The 15,457-nt window shown below is 62.1% G+C and carries 14 protein-coding genes; 11 read left to right on the top strand and 3 right to left on the bottom strand.

Features of this window, described 5'->3' with window-relative positions; genetic code table 11:
• Positions 1-77: 77 nt before the first annotated feature.
• From ispA to AC07T0_RS21770, 3 genes are all read right to left on the bottom strand, one after another.
• Positions 78-965, bottom strand: coding sequence for a (2E,6E)-farnesyl diphosphate synthase (ispA, locus tag AC07T0_RS21760; RefSeq protein WP_495003124.1), 888 nt, complete (start codon positions 963-965; stop codon positions 78-80).
• Positions 962-1,204, bottom strand: coding sequence for an exodeoxyribonuclease VII small subunit (locus tag AC07T0_RS21765; RefSeq protein ID WP_495003125.1), 243 nt, complete (start codon positions 1,202-1,204; stop codon positions 962-964). Before AC07T0_RS21765 ends, ispA begins: the two co-directional genes overlap by 4 nt.
• A gap of 608 nt (positions 1,205-1,812) precedes the next feature.
• Positions 1,813-2,184, bottom strand: coding sequence for a LysR family transcriptional regulator (locus AC07T0_RS21770; protein ID WP_495003126.1), 372 nt, complete (start codon positions 2,182-2,184; stop codon positions 1,813-1,815).
• A 409-nt stretch (positions 2,185-2,593) separates the two neighbouring features.
• On the opposite strand from AC07T0_RS21770, the gene AC07T0_RS21775 reads away from it, so the two are divergent.
• From AC07T0_RS21775 to AC07T0_RS21825, 11 genes are all read left to right on the top strand, one after another.
• The gene (locus AC07T0_RS21775) at positions 2,594-3,193 is read left to right on the top strand and encodes a chorismate--pyruvate lyase family protein (RefSeq protein ID WP_495003127.1); all 600 of its coding nucleotides are present in this window, start codon (positions 2,594-2,596) and stop codon (positions 3,191-3,193) included.
• Positions 3,194-3,284: 91 nt separating this feature from the next.
• Entirely contained in the window at positions 3,285-3,599 is a 315-nt protein-coding gene (locus tag AC07T0_RS21780; RefSeq protein WP_152742125.1) for a transcriptional regulator, read from the top strand.
• Complete coding sequence (locus tag AC07T0_RS21785) at positions 3,592-3,876, top strand: helix-turn-helix domain-containing protein (RefSeq protein WP_495003128.1); 285 nt, start codon at positions 3,592-3,594, stop codon at positions 3,874-3,876. The genes AC07T0_RS21780 and AC07T0_RS21785 overlap by 8 nt, the downstream gene beginning before the upstream one ends.
• A 358-nt stretch (positions 3,877-4,234) precedes the next feature.
• A complete protein-coding gene (locus AC07T0_RS21790; protein ID WP_495003129.1) occupies positions 4,235-5,026 on the top strand; it encodes a YfaP family protein in 792 nt (263 codons plus the stop codon).
• A gap of 35 nt (positions 5,027-5,061) precedes the next feature.
• Complete coding sequence (locus tag AC07T0_RS21795; protein WP_495003130.1) at positions 5,062-6,786, top strand: DUF2138 domain-containing protein; 1,725 nt, start codon at positions 5,062-5,064, stop codon at positions 6,784-6,786.
• The gene (locus tag AC07T0_RS21800) at positions 6,771-7,433 is read left to right on the top strand and encodes a DUF1175 domain-containing protein (RefSeq protein ID WP_495003131.1); all 663 of its coding nucleotides are present in this window, start codon (positions 6,771-6,773) and stop codon (positions 7,431-7,433) included. Before AC07T0_RS21795 ends, AC07T0_RS21800 begins: the two co-directional genes overlap by 16 nt.
• Positions 7,430-12,001: an alpha-2-macroglobulin family protein gene (locus AC07T0_RS21805; RefSeq protein ID WP_495003132.1), complete on the top strand. Its 4,572-nt coding sequence runs from the start codon at positions 7,430-7,432 to the stop codon at positions 11,999-12,001. The genes AC07T0_RS21800 and AC07T0_RS21805 overlap by 4 nt, the downstream gene beginning before the upstream one ends.
• Position 12,002: 1 nt before the next feature.
• Complete coding sequence (locus tag AC07T0_RS21810) at positions 12,003-13,649, top strand: DUF2300 domain-containing protein (RefSeq protein WP_495003133.1); 1,647 nt, start codon at positions 12,003-12,005, stop codon at positions 13,647-13,649.
• A gap of 3 nt (positions 13,650-13,652) precedes the next feature.
• Positions 13,653-14,471, top strand: a complete 819-nt coding sequence (locus AC07T0_RS21815; RefSeq protein ID WP_495003134.1) for a YfaP family protein — start codon at positions 13,653-13,655, stop codon at positions 14,469-14,471.
• 396 nt (positions 14,472-14,867) lie between these two features.
• Complete coding sequence (locus AC07T0_RS21820) at positions 14,868-15,125, top strand: DUF6429 family protein (protein WP_495003135.1); 258 nt, start codon at positions 14,868-14,870, stop codon at positions 15,123-15,125.
• Positions 15,126-15,315: 190 nt separating this feature from the next.
• Complete coding sequence (locus AC07T0_RS21825) at positions 15,316-15,441, top strand: hypothetical protein (protein ID WP_495003136.1); 126 nt, start codon at positions 15,316-15,318, stop codon at positions 15,439-15,441.
• Positions 15,442-15,457: the final 16 nt, after the last annotated feature.

Below are 15,457 nucleotides of genomic sequence, written 5' to 3' on the forward strand. Positions count from 1 at the left end.
TTTACCTGATGCATCGCACGCTGCCCACGCGGAGCGTCGAAGTTGGCCGATATGCGGCCTTGAGCGCGGCGTTTGACTCAGCTGCGACGTTCGACGATATAACGGGCCAGCTCGCGCAACGGTTCAGCGCACGCGTCAAACGGTCGCAGGGCGTGCAGCGCCTGGTCACGCAGTTCCAGGGCATAGGCCTTGGCCGCGTCCAGACCGAGCAGGGCCGGGTAGGTCGGCTTGTCGCGGGCGATATCGGCACCCTGACGCTTGCCGAGGGTAGCGGTGTCGCTTTCCACGTCGAGAATATCGTCCTGCACCTGGAAAGCCAGGCCAATGGCCTGGGCATAGGCCTGCAGCGAGCGCAATTCGTCCTTTTGCGCCTGGCCGCTGGCCAGGGCGCCGAGCTTGACGCTGGCTTCGATCAGCGCGCCGGTCTTGTGCCGGTGCATGTATTCCAGGGCCTTCTGGTCGAGCTTGAGGCCCACCGCGCCGAGGTCGATGGCCTGGCCGCCGACCATGCCGGCAGGGCCAGCGGCCTGGGCCAGGGTGGTGACCATGTTCAGGCGGATGTCGGCGTTCAGCTCGCTCAGCCCCGGGTCGAGCAGGGCGCTGAAGGCCAGGCTTTGCAGGCCGTCGCCGGCGAGGATCGCGCAGGCTTCGTCGAAGGCTTTGTGGGTGGTTGGCTGGCCGCGACGCAGGTCGTCGTCGTCCATGGCCGGCAGATCGTCGTGGACCAGCGAGTAGGCGTGGATCAGTTCCACCGCGCAGGCCGCGCCGTTGGCCTGTTCAGGGTTGCCGCCGAGGGCTTCGCAGGCGGCGTAGGCCAGCAGCGGACGCACGCGCTTGCCGCCGTTCATCACGCTGTAGCGCATGGCTTCATAGAGGCGTGCGAGTTCGGCGCTGGGGGCGTTGAACAGCGTCTCGAGTGCGGCGTTGACCCGGGCCTGGCTGCTGGCCTGATAGGCTTTGATCATTCTGCTTGTTCCGCGTCGAAGGGCGCTTCGGCCAGTTCGCCGTCGCGCTCGAGGAGGATCTGCACCTTCTGCTCGGCCTGGGCCAGGGCACCCTGGCAATCGCGGGTCAGGCGGATGCCTTGCTCGAAGGCGGTCAGTGAGTCTTCCAACGACAATTCGCCGTTCTCCAGGCGTTCGACCAGGGTTTGCAGGTCGGCAAGGGATTGCTCGAAGTCCAGGGAAGCTTTTTTGCGGGCCATGGCGGCGATCTCGGTAGGCGTTGAACGGGCGCGACACTAGCAGACAGCGGGTTTAGGGGCAAATGCGAGGGGTTGGCAGTCAGGGGCCTGGTGTAGGCCGTTGTCGACAAATCATCCTGATACCGGGCGCACAACCCAGGGACAACACGTCCACTGTAGGAGCCGGCTTGCCGGCGATGAGGCCCTAGAGTCATGCGGCGCTCGTGTGGACGCTATCGCCGGCAAGCCGGTTCCTACAGGTTTTGCAGCATGATCTGAACCGTTATCGCGGGGGGGGATTATCCCGGTTTTCGGCGCGGCGTATCCCGGTTTGTCCTGCTAGTCGGCACAAAGTTGTCTCTTTTATAGTAGTCCATCGATCAAGGATGAATGATCGACATGGACCTCCCTCTCGTCGCCTCCGATTTTCTCCTGTGCTTCTACACCCATAAGGCTGTCATCCATGGCGTCTTCTTCCGCTCGTATTCCCGGTTCCGGCGTACTGCTGTGCCGGTGGGTATTGCGCTGCTGGCCCTGGCCTGGCGCTATCTGAAGGAAACCGAACGGCATACCGGTCACTTCGATCTGGCGGGGGCCTTGACCGTCACCTTCGGCATGAGCGCGCTGGTCTACTGCTTTGTCCGGGCCGGTGCCCAGGGTTGGAATGACGCGCTGACCCTCGGCACGCTGACCCTGACCCAGTTCGCCATGTCGGTGTATGGCGTGAAATGGCTGGCGCGGTACATGAGTTCGGCGCTGATGTTCTGCAGGGCGTCGCGCACCGCGCCGCTGATCTCGAAGGCGTAGTGGGTCGGCGTCATGCCCTTGCCGGTGCGCACGAAAATCTCCTTTCCGACGCTGTCGCGCAGACGCGAAAGCGCATGGCTGACCGCCGACTGACTCAGGTGCAGACGCTGGCTGGCGCGCAGGACGCTGCGCTCCTCCATCACGGCGTCGAAGACCCGTAGCAGGTTGAGGTCGAGGCGATCGAAAGCAATCATTCAGGCAGCTCTGGTGGCGATAGGGAATTCTGTGCTGAGCGGGGACGCTGAGCAATCGGTGATGCCTCCGTTTCACAGGCGCGGACGACAATCACGCTTGAACACATGCACCGAACATCACGCCCGAACGCGTACTTTGTAGGAGCAGAGCTTGCTCGCGAAGGGGCCAGTGAGACCGTCAAAAGCTTCGCGGGCAAGCACCGCTCCCACAGTCCCCGCTATTGCTTTCAGATTGCACGCTGACATCAGGGCCCAGCGCCATCAACAAGGTTGTGCTCAGACTTGGCGGCCATTGAGACGTGAATCCTCTGCACTTCGACAGTGCAGGAATGTCCCTTCGGCCCTACGGGGCCACGTGTGACCCTATGGCCCACGCCGCACGGTCGGTTTCAACAGGTGGAAAAACGCGATGTTCGACAATGTGAGAAATCATCGAACTCTCTGTGCCGACCCTAAGGTGCAGTGGCGGTCGGTCGAGCAACTGGGCGCTCGACTTGAGGAGCCTATGGCCGGTTATCTGCTGGCCCCGGGATCATTGACCCAGCGTCTGGTCGAGGTTTCCGACGGTCGTTTCGGTGTCACGCCTTTATATGAGCGCGAGGCCGTTTTGCTGCGCAGTGAATGTACGGCGTTGCGCTTGCCCCTCGGCAGCCGTGGCTGGGTGCGGGAGGTCTATCTGAATGGGCAGGGCGTTCCGTGGGTATTTGCCCGGACCGTGATCCCGGAGGCGGTGCAGCGCAGCACGGGCCTGGATTTTCGCGCCTTGGGCGATCAGTCGATTGGTCCGTGGTTGTTCGGTGAGCTCGATTTTCGGCGTGGCGCGATAGAGCTGTGCCGCTATGAGGACTCGGTCGATGACGGTCAGTTGGCCGCGTCCCCGCTCTGGGCCCGGCGCTCACACTTCGAGCGGGGCGACCTGGGGATTCTGGTCTCGGAGGTGTTTTTGCCGACGTTCTGGGCGAGGGTGGATCGGTCGGTCAGCGCGACTGTGGAAGAGCGCAGGGCTTGAGTGATAAGCGACGGGGATGCCGTCGCGATTGTAATAACACGACACAGGTGTATGATTGCTTGAAGGTACGGCATTGCCGTATTTTTCGCCCATGCATACGATCATTGAAACTGAAGTATTCAAACGTTGCGCTGAGGCCATCTGGAATGACGGCGAACGCCATGAGTTCATTACCTGGATCGCGGGCAACCCGCTGGCAGGTGATGTTGTTCCCGGCAGCGGCGGATTGCGCAAGATTCGCTGGTCTCGTACGGGTATGGGCAAGCAAGGCGGTACGCGGGTGATTTACTACAACAGGCTTGCCGACGGTTGTATTTGGTTGTTGATTGCCTATACGAAGGCCAAATTTGACAACTTGCCTGCCGCGTTTCTGAAGCAATTGAAGGAGGAACTCAGCGATGAGTGATGAACTGGAACAATTCCAGAAGGACTTGCTGGCCTCAGTCCGGCAAATGAAGGCGGGTAAAGCGGCGCGGGTCACCAAGGTGACATTGACCGCAGCTGCCGAGGCTCGGACAAAGGTCGGTTTGTCCCAGAGTGATTTCGCCAAGCTTCTGGGCGTCAGCCTGCGGACTTTGCAGGACTGGGAGCAGGGGCGTCGACAGCCCACGGGTGCGGCGCAAACGCTGCTGCGTGTTGCGAGCCAACACCCGGAAGCGTTGCGTGATCTTCAAACGGTGTGACCCTGAACGTGCCACTGGTAATCAAGTATCGAACGTTCGCTCCGCAGGTTTATTGGACAGCATCGCCTACCTGTTTCCTGCTGATGCAGAAGCCGTATGCTGATCAGGAAATCTTGCCTGAATAGTGGCACTCTGCCTTGTTTTTCAGTGCTTTTCGGTTCAAAAGCGACGATCCCAGCTCATTTGATGAGCCACCTCACAAATACCGCCTTACCTCCATTGTCTAACAACCGCCGAATCGCTAACCTCTGCGGCTTCCCCTACCTGTCATCGACAGGTCTTCTCTGACCGATACCGTGTCGGGAGTGCGCTGTGGATTCTGCGCAGGGTTTTATAAAGCATGGCAAGGAGGCTGTTGATGCGCCGGTTTTTCCCCATCCTGATCGCCCTCTGGGCCACGACCGCCTGGGCCGAGCCCTCGGCCGAGCTCCAGGAGCCGACCGGCGGCTGGCGTTACGCAGGTCTCCTCGACCACAAGGATGCGCCGCAGGTGGCCTACCCCACGCCGCCCATCGACCGTGGCATCCAGCGCAGCCGCACCCCCATCGAAGGCCGGATCAATCCGCCCTCCGGCCCGCGTGAACCCCATATCCTGTCGGTCAACGGCAACCCGCTGAATCTCTACACCGACGACGCCGGTCGTTTCGTCCGTCCCTATGCCTTCGGTGCCGGCTCCAACAGCGTCGAAGTGCGCAGCTCCACGGGCAAGTCCCTCAAACGTGTGCAGTTCTACGAGGCCAACAAGCAGATCACTCCGGCGCGCATCCGCGTGGTCCTCGGTTGGGACGACCCCAAGGCCGAACTCGACCTGCACATCATCACCCCCGACGGCCAGCACGCCTTCTACGCGCATCCGGCGTTGACCAATGGTGGTGGCCTCGACCCGGATGGCGTCGACGGCCCCGGCCCGGAAATGTTCACCATGACCGCGCCGCTGCACGGCACCTACCTGATTTATGTGAACTACTGGGGCAACTACAGCGCCAGCGACGGCTATAACTTTACCGAGCACGCCAACCAGAACGAGGTCATCACCTCGCAGATCAATCTGGTGCTCAACGAAAACACCGTCGATGAAAAGCGCGAGAGCTTCACCGTGCCCCTGCGAGCCATCGGCGACCTGCTGCTGGTCAAGACCTTCAACTATTGAACATCCCGCTCCACGGATGAATGGGCTTTGCGAACATGAGCGATAACACAGCTTCCCCGGACGCCGTTGTAGCGGCTACCCCTCAACCTGCCGGCTCGCGCCGTTGGCTGGGTCTTGTGCTCGGGCTTTGCGTGGCCGGTACGGTGGCGGGCGGCCTGGGCTGGTTTTTCCACCACAAGCCGGCCGCCCCGGCGCCGGAACTGGCCCTGGAGAAACTCGGCGTGAGCCGCCCGGACGCGCTGCTGGAAACCGCGTCGCTGAGCCAGTTGCCCAAGGACCTGCTCAGCGTGCCGTTCCTGCGCGACACCCTGACCGAGGATTTCGTCTTCTATTACGAAACCCACGGCGACCGTCTCGGCCTGATCGGCAGCCTGCGGCGGATCATCTACGAGCATGACCTCAAGCTGCAGGACAACCTGATCGAGCAACTCTTCGACCAGCCGGCGGATATCGCCCTGTGGCGCGGTGCCGACGGTCGTCTCAAGGACTTCCTGCTGGTGATGGACCGTGGTGGCCTGGCCAAACTGCTTGAGCCCCTGGCCCATGTCGCGCTGGACGACACCCAACTGACCAAGGTCGGCGAAGTGAAAGTCGCCGGTGACAGCGTGCCGCTCTATCGCCTGGCCTACAACGCCAGTAAAGCCCTGTTGTTCGCTTCCCGTGGCGACAAGCTGGTGGTGCTGTCCAATCCGGATCGACTCTACGAGCAAACCAGCGACGACAGCGAATTGGCCCCGGGCGAGGTCTCGACCCAGGCCCTGGCGGCGTTGCTCAATGGCGACAAATTGTTTCCCGAAGCCTTCGGTCTCAAGCCTCGTGAAACCGTCGTGAAGCAGCGCATCTCGATTGCTTCCAGTGTCCTGGCCATGGGTTACCAGCGCTTTATCCCCAACTTCGCCGGCCTGCGCCTGGACATGGACGACAAGGGCTGGCACAGCTTCCTCGCCCTGGATGAGCAGGACAAAGCCGCCGACTTCGACTTCAAGCCGATCTGGCAAGCCATGCCGGTGGGCGCCAGTGCCTGCGTCGCCTTGCCGTTGGCTGCCGAGCAGCAACAACCGCTGCTGGTCAAATTGGGTGCCGACGAAGCCACCGCGAAGAAACTCACCGAACACATGAGCGGTGCCGCCGGCCTCTGCTGGTACGCCGACTCGCGCCTCTACACGCCGTTGCTGGTGGCCAACCTGACCAAGGACAACGACAGCCTCGACGCCGACCTGGGCAAGCTGTTCGGCTCCATGGTCGGGAGCAAGGAAAGCGCCGTCGACGGCGGTCTGTTCCCTATCGCTGAGCAACAGAAAGACGGCGTCCATGAGTGGACGCGTCAGGTCAGCTCGACCTTCGGCCAGTACGCCGCCAAGGAAGCCGAGAACCCCGACGCCATCACCGGCAAGGGCTTCTTCCGCGTAAGCCTGGCGCGGCACGGTTCGACCCTGCTGTTCTCCCTGGATGACAAGCTGGTGGACAAGGCCCTCGGCACCCTCGACAAGCACTTTCCGCCGCTGGCCGACGTGCTGCCCAAGGACGTGCTGATGCCGGTCTACCTCGGCCCGGACTCCCTGGCGCAACTGATGCAACAGGAAACCCTCGACAGCTTGCCCCAGGACATGGAGCCGGTGTTCCGCAACGCCGCGCAGACCCACCTGATTCCCAAGCTGCAAAAGCTCGCCGGTTTCGGCAAGTACGCCCTGACCCTGCCGGAAGGCAGCGAGCCGGATGGCCACTGGCAGTGGTTGCCTTTGCAATGGCGTGCAATGTGATTCCTCTGTTCAAGAGGTTGGGCCTGCTGGCGCTATTACTGAACACCGTGTTCAGTGCGCCCGCGTTCGCCGTTGAAGCACCGCCGCTGGACGTCGAGCAGTCCCAGGTGTTCCGTGCCTGGTTCGTGCGCATCGCCCAGGAGCAACTGACCCAAGGCCCGAGCCCGCGCTGGTACCAGCAGGACTGCGCCGGGCTGGTGCGCTTCGCCGCCAACGAAGCGCTGAAAACCCATGACGACAAATGGTTGCGGGCCAATGGCCTGTCCAACCGCTACCTGCCGCCCGAACTGGTCCTGAGCGAGGGCCAGCGCAACCTGGCCCAGCAATGGCAGCAGGGCGGCGGCAAGGTCGGGCCCTACGTCAATGCGATCAAGCTGATCCAGTTCAACAGCCAACTGGTCAGCCGCGACCTCAACCAGGCGCGGCCCGGCGACCTGTTGTTCTTCGACCAGGGCGACGACCAGCACCTGATGATCTGGATGGGCCGCAACATCGCCTATCACACCGGCACCACCACCCCCACCGATAACGGCATGCGCTCCGCCAGCGTGCAGCAACTCATGACATGGAAGGACACCCGATGGATACCCGATGCAACGAACCCCAACTTCATCGGCGTTTACCGGCTGAACTTCCTCTCTCGATGAACGGGTCTCCCATGAAGCGTCTGTTTTCCCGAATGGTTTTCGCCCTGGCCGTGCTGCTGCCGGTTATCGCCGGCGCCGCCGATGACTCGGTGCCGCCGAGCAACTACACGCCGGTGGCCGGCGAGAGTTTCTTCCTGCTGGCCGACAGCAGCTTTGCCAGCGACGAGCAGGCCCTGGTCCGCCTCGAAGCGCCGGGCCGCGACTACCGGCGTTTCCGCATGGAACCCTACGGTGGCGCGGATATCCGCGTGTACCGCATCGACCAACCGCTGGAATTCCTCAAGCGGCAGAAGAACCTGCACCGGGTGGTCAGCGATGGCCAGTTCAAGGGCGAAGGGCTGTCCAACACCCTGGCCTACCTGTGGGACAACTGGTACCGCAAATCCCGCCGCGTGATGCAGCGGGCGTTCTCCTACGAGTCGCGCAAGCAAGTGACCGAGGAAGTGCCGGAACTGAAAATGGGCCAGGCCATCGCCGCGCCGACGCCGTACGACAATCATCCGCAATACGCGCCACTGCCCGGCCTGCCAATGGTCAGCCAGTTCCGTTACCCGCTGTGGGACGCCAAGCCGATCCAGCCGCCGAAGGGCGTCGACCTGGCCGGCTCTTCCAGCCAGTTCATCAGCGTCGCACCCGGCAACGTCTATATCCCGCTGGGTAAACTCAAGCCAGGCCTGTACCTGGTGGAAGCGCTGATCGGCAAATACCGTGCGACCACCGTGGTGTTCGTCTCCAACACCGTGGCCGTGAGCAAGATCGCCGGCGACGAATTGCTGGTCTGGGCGGCACGCAAACATGAAGGCAGCTCGGTGCCCAAGGTCAAAGTGCTGTGGACCGACGGCTTGGGCGTGATGAGCAGCGGCGAGACCGATGCCGATGGCCTGCTGCGCCTCAAGCACGTCAGCCCGGAGCGCTCATTCATGATCGGCGAGGACGACGAAGGCGGTGTGTTCGTCTCCGAGAACTTCTATTACGACAGCGAGATCTACGACACCAAGCTCTACGCCTTCACCGACCGACCGCTGTACCGGCCGGGGGATTGGGTGTCGATGAAAATCGTTGGTCGTGAGTTCAAGAACGCCCGCGACTCGGTCAACCCGACCACCGCCCCGGTGCGCGTCAGCGTACTGGATGCCACCGGCACCACCTTGCAGACCCTGGACCTGAACCTGGACGCCAAGTCCGGTACCCAGGGCCGTTTCCAACTGCCGGACAACGCCGTGGCCGGTGGTTATGAGTTGCGTTTCAACTACCGCGACCAGACCTACAGCAGCGCCTTCCGCGTCGCCGAGTACATCAAGCCGCACTTTGAAATCTCCATGGACCTGGCCAAGCAGGACTTCCGCACTGGCGAGCCGATCAAGGGCAAATTGCTGCTGCTCTACCCGGATGGCAAGCCAGTGGCCGATGCCCGCGTGCAACTGAGCCTGCGCGCTCAGCAACTGTCGATGGTCGACAACGAGCTGCAATACCTCGGGCAATTCCCGGTGGAACTGACCAGCGCCGAACTGACCACCGACGACAAGGGCCAGGCCGTGCTTGACCTGCCGGCGGCGGAAAAGCCCAGCCGCTACATGCTCACCGTGTTCGCCAGCGATGGCGCGGCGTATCGGGTCAAGACCACCAAGGAAATCCTGATCGAGCGTGGCGCGGCGCGCTATCGCCTGTCGGCGCCGCAGCGTTTCAGTGCCACCGGCGAGAAGGTTGCGTTCGGCTACGTCAGCGAGTCCACCGTCGCCCAGCCGAATGCTGGCACGCCAAGCACCTATAGCTGGGTCCGACTGGAAGACCAATCCACCGGTGGCGGCAAACTTGGCGCCGCAGACAAAGGCTTCAGCATCACCTTCGACCGTCCCGGCACCTACAACCTGTCGCTCAAGGATGACCACGAACGCATCCTTGGCGCCGCCGGCCATTCGGTGACCGGTGATGGCGTGAAAGCCGTACCCGGCACCGTGGAAATCCTCCTCGACAAACCCGAGTACCAGGCCGGTGATGAAGCCCTGGCGTTGATCACCTTCCCGGAGCCGGTCACCGACGCGCTGCTCTCGCTGGAGCGTGACAAGGTCGAGGCCACCGCGCTGCTGTCCAAGGGCGGCGACTGGTTGCGCCTGGAAAAAATCAGCGACACCCAATACCGTGCGCGGATTCCGGTGAAGGACAACTATGCCCCCAACCTGACCTTCTCGGTGCTCTACACCAAGGGCGGTGAATACAGCTTCCAGAACGCCGGCCTCAAAGTCACCACGCCGCAGATCGAGGTGGCCATCGCCACCGACAAGGAAAGCTACCAGCCGGGCGACACCGTCTCGGTGGACCTGACCACCCAGTTCGCCGGCAAGCCGATTCCGGCGCACCTGACCGTCAGCGTGGTGGATGAAATGATCTACGCGCTGCAACCGGAAGTGGCGCCGAGCATCGACCAGTTCTTCTACCACCCGCGGCGCAACAACGTGCGCACCAGCGCCAGCCTGTCGTTTATCAGCTACGACGTGGCATTGCCGGGCAGCCCTGGCGCGCCGGGCAAGGCCAACCGTAGCGAACGTGGGGTGAAAGTGCTGGAGCGGCCGCGTCGCGAAGACGTCGACACCGCCGCCTGGCAGCCGGAGCTGGTCACCGACGCCAACGGCAAGGTGCGTTTCACCTTCCGCATGCCGGACTCCCTGACCCGTTGGCGCATCACTGCCCGGGCCATCGCCGATGCCGGGCAAGTGGGGCAGAAGAACCAGTTCATCCGTTCCGACAAACCGCTGTACCTGAAATGGAGCGGCCCGACCCACTTCCGCAGCGGCGACCAGCCGAAGCTTGGCCTGTTCGCTTTCAGCCAGGCCGACAAGCCGGTCAAGACTGAGCTGGTGATTCGCTACGCCGGCCAGGAACAGCGCCTGCCGCTGTCCCTGAACAAAGGCATCAACTACATCCCGCTGCCGGCGACCTCGCTGAGCAGCGGCGACTGGAGCGCCGAGCTGCAACAGGACGGCAAACCCCAGGATGCCCTGGCGGTGCGTTTGAGTGCAGTGGGTGACGGCTGGCAAGTGACACAAAGCCAGAGCCTGAGCGTGGCGAGCGGCGACACACCGTTGAGCCTGCCGGCAGACGCCAGCGATATTCGTCTGCGCCTCGACGACAGCCCGCAAGCGCTGTTCCGCGCCAACCTCGATGATCTGCTCAGCTACCCCTATGGCGGCGTCGAACAGACCGCCAGCCAGTTGCTGCCGTTGAGCATCGCCTACCCGGCGCTGTCGGCCAACGCCCAGGTCCGCGACCGTCTGCGCCTGATCATGCAGAACAGCCGCCTGCGCCTGGTCTCGATGGCCGGGCCGGATGCCTGGTTTACCTGGTGGGGTGAAGATGTCACTCCAGATGCTTTCCTCACCGGTTACGCCTATTACGCCGACTGGCACGCCAGCAAGGCGCTGGGTATCAGCCTGCCGCCGGATCACTGGCAGCGGGTGCTGGATGTCTACGGTAAACAGGCCACCGTCACGCCATTGCTGCAACGGGCGCTGGTGCTGTCGTTCGCCAAGGACATGCAACTGCCGGTGAACACCCTGTTGACTGGCCTGATGGACGAACTGGCGAAAGCCGGTGACGGTGCCGACGCCAACCTGATGGACGATGGCCAGGACAGCGTGATCATGAGCGCACCGGATTCGGCCCTGGGCCTGGCCAGTGCGCGGGTACTGACCGCTGCCCTGGCCCGCCAGAGCAAAGTCGCCTTGCCGGATGCGTTCAGCAAGCAACTGCCCGCGGCTGAACAGCGCCTCGGTGCCAGCTCGCAACCGTTCGCCAGTGCCTTGAACCTGTCGATCAAACCGTTTAACGCCGACTTGGCCCAGGACCTGTTGCAGCGCCTGTTGCCGCAGCAATCCACCCTGGAACGTGCGCTGGCCCTGACCTGGCTGCAACGCAGTGTCGAGCAGACCCCGAAAACGGTCACTCTGACCCCGGGCGAAGGCTGGCAAGCGCGCCAGGGCGGGACCGGTGAAAACTACTGGCAATGGCAGGGCGCGGGGCTACCAAGCGTGTTGACCGTGAGCGGTGCACAGGAGCGTCCATTGCGGGCCAAGCTGAGCTACCTCAGCCAGCAGAAAGTGCCGGATGACCTGCCGGTGCAGATCAAACGCCGCCTGCTGGAACTGGTGCCGGGCGACGACGCCTACACCTTCAGCCTCAAGGCCGTGGGCGATAAGCCGTTGTCCAGCGACAGCCTCTACCTGGACGAAGTGATCCTCACCACCAAGAGCCCCAAGCCGTTGCGCTACGGCATGCTCGAAGTGCCGTTGCCGCCGGGGGCGGACGTTGAGCGCACCACCTGGGGCGTCAACCTCGCCGGGTTGGCCGGTGCCGAAGCCACGCCGCTGGAGAAGGCGCACTTCGAACCGGGGCAGATGGCGTATGGCGTACCGGTCAACAGCCTGAATGGCGAAGTGCGTCTGCGCCATCTGATCCGCTTCTCGCAGAAGGGCCAGTTCAAGTTGCCGCCGGCGCGTTTCAGCCAGATCTATGCGCCAGAGCATCAGGCTCAGGAGCAGAAACCGGCCCTTGGGCAGATCACGGTCGAATGACATGACCCGCCGACTGGCCTGGCTGCTGTTGTGCATCGTTCCTCTGCTGGCGACGGCAGAGGAAGCGCCATTGCGCCTGGCCTGGAAAACCGCCGACGGCTATGAGTTAGTGCAACTGAATACCACCCAGGTGCTCAATCGCGAACCATTGCCGGCGGATCTGCAAACACCGCTGGGCAGCCTGTGGAAACTCTTCGTCTATGCCTGGCTGGTGGACACCAACCAGCAGGAGCCGGCCTACGATTGTCATGGGCAGGACCACGAGGAAGTCTATTGCTGCACCCCGGGCGGCAGTATTGCCCGGGATGCTGCGTTGGTTCGTTCCTGTGGTTTGTACTTTGACCCCAAGCGCTTGAAGATCGATGACGGCCAATGGCGTGAGTACTGGCAGGCACGGCAGGCGCCCACCTGGTTGCTGAGTTTCAACCAACTGCAACCGCAAACCCGTGTGCCGGTGACGCAATTGTTGGAAGCGCTGCGCACGCTGCCGGCTCAGGAAACGGCGCGCAAACTGCTGCTGGACGTGGTGCTCAACGCTGCCGATGGTCAGGCGGTGGGGCTGCTCGGCGGGCGCGTGCGGGTCAAGACCTGGAGCTGGCTCGGCGACCAGGATTCGCAGTCACGCCAGGGCGGTTTTGCCGGTTGGCTGGAAGACGGCACGCCGCTTTGGGTGGGTGGTCGTGGTACCAGCCAGATGGTGCTGCGGCATTACTCGGATGTGCTGGGTAGCTTCTTGCCGTCGCCTTCGTCCGAAGATGCCGGGCGTTGCGTGCAGGTCGATCTGTTCTCCCGTTACCCACTGAAAGGCGTCACCCGCGCCGACGGCCAAGCCGCTCCCAACGGTGCCTTGCAAGGTCACTACCGAGTCGATTTCGCCAATGGCAACCAGTTGGAGATCGAGAGCGCGGGTGAACTCTTCCTGTTGCAGAACACCGGCCAGCCGCAACTGGTCGCCCGGCTGGACCGTGAGGAATATGTCGCCCGTGTGCTGCAACGCGAAGCCAAGACTGAACCGGTTGAAGCCGCCAAGGCCCTGGCCGTGGCGATCCGCACCTACCTGTTGCAGAACGCTGGCCGTAGTGGCGACTGCCTGAGCATTGACGACAGCAGCGGCCGTCAGCGTGTTGCACCACGTCCTGCCACTGCCGAAGCTCGGGGTATCGCGGCCTGGACCAGTGACCTGGTGTTGGCGGGCAGTCCTGTGACCTACCACTCGGATCAAGCCGGCCCGGACAAGCTGTCCTGGCAACAGGCGGTGGAACAGGCCAACGGCGGCGAGCGCTATGACCAGATTCTCCAGCACGCTTACCCACGTGCGAGTTTGAGCCGCTGGGACAACCCGGTGGCTTCGTGCGAGCCCTTGCCGGCAGCGCAGGAATGGTTGCTAAAACAGCGTCGCGTGTGGCGTCAGCGTCTGGATCAGGAAGTCGGCTATAACGAATTGAGCCAGTTTGCCGTTTGCCGGGTGTCCTATGGCCGGCCCTATGTCGACCGCGAACGCCAGCGCATTTATGTGCGCGGTGTGCTGACACAACAGGACCGCCTCGACCTGACCCATGAATACCTGCACCTGGCGTTCGAGGCCCATCCGAATGGCCAGGACGAAGATTATGTCGAAGGGCTTGCCCGTCACCTGTTACTGGAATAGGCCATGAAATTGCGCATCTCCACCGTTGTCCTGTTCCTCAGCGCCCTGGTTGTGCTGAATGCGGCCCATGCCGACAGCGGCATCCAGCTCGATACCCCCAAGGGCGGCTGGCACGCCGGCTCGCCGGATGGCGAACACTTCCGCCAGACCGTCAACTACCCGGCCTCGTCGGTCAACACCCCACTGGGGCAGGCGGATACAGCGCGGATCATGGGCCAGATCAAGGGCGCACCGAAGAGCGCCAGGGTGCCAGGGAACCTGATCGTCAATGGTGTGAGCATGCCGTTGAAGATCGATGAGTCGGGGAATTTTGATCGACCGTTTTCGTTTCCCACTGGCAGTAATAGCGTTGAAGTGCGCAGCCCGGATGGGCAGCAGCGCAAGCGCGTGCAGTTTCTGAATGTGGGTGGTGGGGCGACACCGGCCAAGTTGCGGATCTTGCTGTCGTGGGATACGGATGGTACTGATCTGGATCTGCATGTGGTGACGCCGGATGGCGCGCATATCTGGTACGGCGACCGGGTCGCGCCCAATGGCGCGGCGCTGGATGTGGACGTGACCACCGGCTACGGCCCGGAGATTTTCTCCATGCCTGCGCCGATCAAGGGCCAGTACCTGATCTATGTGAACTACTTCGGTGGCGGTTATCGCAGTGACGATGATGAGAGCGGCGGGCAGGAGAATGCCGTGCAGCCTCTGACCACGGCGAAGGTCACGGTGATTACGGAAGAGGGGACGGTGAACGAGAAGATGGAATCGTTCATCGTGCCGATGCGGGCACCGGGGGAGCTGACGTTGGCGAGGCGGTTTAGTTATCCCTGAGAATGCTCAGGTTCTGGCCTAACGTGTCGCTGTTTTGCGGTTTTGACGACACGTGGTGGGGATATGTCGCTGACGGCGACATGAGGGAAGAACGTGTCGCTGAAATCTCGTTTCAGCGACACGTCGGAAACTTCGCTCTTGTCTGGTCCCAAATGCTGATGCTAAGCGAGGATGTTGGGCGACAGACAGTCTCTGTGTGATGGTTAACGATGCGTGCCCAAGTCTGGGCATGTCTGTCGATCTCGCTGGATCAGCCCTCCCTGTAACAGATAACATTTCGGCCAATGCCGCCATCCTGCGCCCTCAAGGCAAAACACCATCCTGCCTGTGAAACTCGGATCTGTAGGTAGAGCTGGCTTTACGGTGAGCTTAAAGAGTATGAGCGGAGCAACGATCATGGAATACGACGATAAACTGATTGAAGAAGCCGTACTTGCGCTGTTGGCAACCTTCAGTTTTGATAACGGCAATGCTTGGAAAGGGTTCGACTTCGAGACCATGAACCGATTACATGAACGCGGTTTCATCAGCAATCCGGTGAGCAAGAACAAATCGATTTGGTTGACGGCTGAAGGGCTTGAGCGAGGCAGGCAGATAGCCGACCGGTTGTTTGGGGTAAGAACTCAAGTGAGGCAATCCGACTCGGATACCTGACTTCATACCACGGCTATACGGTGGGTGGGGTTTATGGATCGCATACAAAGTCTTGGCCGATTTGGCCCGTGAGTCTGGACTGCTTCGTGAGCAGCGATGACTTGAACTTTTTCCGTAGGTCGCTCATAGGCCTCGAGTAGTCGTCGCCTGATGGGCGACTGCGGAAGTCGAGAGAAATGCTTCGCGGTTTGTGTTGCTTGCTCGGGGACAGGGGATAGGCTTTGTCACCATGGAAGTCACCATGGAAGTCACCATGGAAGTCACCATGGAAGTCACCATGGAAGTCACCATGGAAGTCACTGCCAGTGCCGCTTGAAAACTGACTCAGTGCG

It is taken from the genome of Pseudomonas sp. GW821-FHT04D07 (assembly GCF_059420225.1).

Coding starts and splice junctions, on each gene's coding strand:
- AC07T0_RS21815 (WP_495003134.1), top strand. CDS start 13,653: ATGAAATTGCGCATCTCCACCGTTGTCCTGTTCCTCAGCGCCCTGGTT.
- AC07T0_RS21805 (WP_495003132.1), top strand. CDS start 7,430: ATGAACGGGTCTCCCATGAAGCGTCTGTTTTCCCGAATGGTTTTCGCC.
- AC07T0_RS21800 (WP_495003131.1), top strand. CDS start 6,771: ATGGCGTGCAATGTGATTCCTCTGTTCAAGAGGTTGGGCCTGCTGGCG.
- AC07T0_RS21765 (WP_495003125.1), bottom strand. CDS start 1,204: ATGGCCCGCAAAAAAGCTTCCCTGGACTTCGAGCAATCCCTTGCCGAC.
- AC07T0_RS21820 (WP_495003135.1), top strand. CDS start 14,868: ATGGAATACGACGATAAACTGATTGAAGAAGCCGTACTTGCGCTGTTG.
- AC07T0_RS21795 (WP_495003130.1), top strand. CDS start 5,062: ATGAGCGATAACACAGCTTCCCCGGACGCCGTTGTAGCGGCTACCCCT.
- AC07T0_RS21785 (WP_495003128.1), top strand. CDS start 3,592: ATGAGTGATGAACTGGAACAATTCCAGAAGGACTTGCTGGCCTCAGTC.
- AC07T0_RS21775 (WP_495003127.1), top strand. CDS start 2,594: ATGTTCGACAATGTGAGAAATCATCGAACTCTCTGTGCCGACCCTAAG.
- ispA (WP_495003124.1), bottom strand. CDS start 965: ATGATCAAAGCCTATCAGGCCAGCAGCCAGGCCCGGGTCAACGCCGCA.
- AC07T0_RS21770 (WP_495003126.1), bottom strand. CDS start 2,184: ATGATTGCTTTCGATCGCCTCGACCTCAACCTGCTACGGGTCTTCGAC.
- AC07T0_RS21780 (WP_152742125.1), top strand. CDS start 3,285: ATGCATACGATCATTGAAACTGAAGTATTCAAACGTTGCGCTGAGGCC.
- AC07T0_RS21810 (WP_495003133.1), top strand. CDS start 12,003: ATGACCCGCCGACTGGCCTGGCTGCTGTTGTGCATCGTTCCTCTGCTG.
- AC07T0_RS21790 (WP_495003129.1), top strand. CDS start 4,235: ATGCGCCGGTTTTTCCCCATCCTGATCGCCCTCTGGGCCACGACCGCC.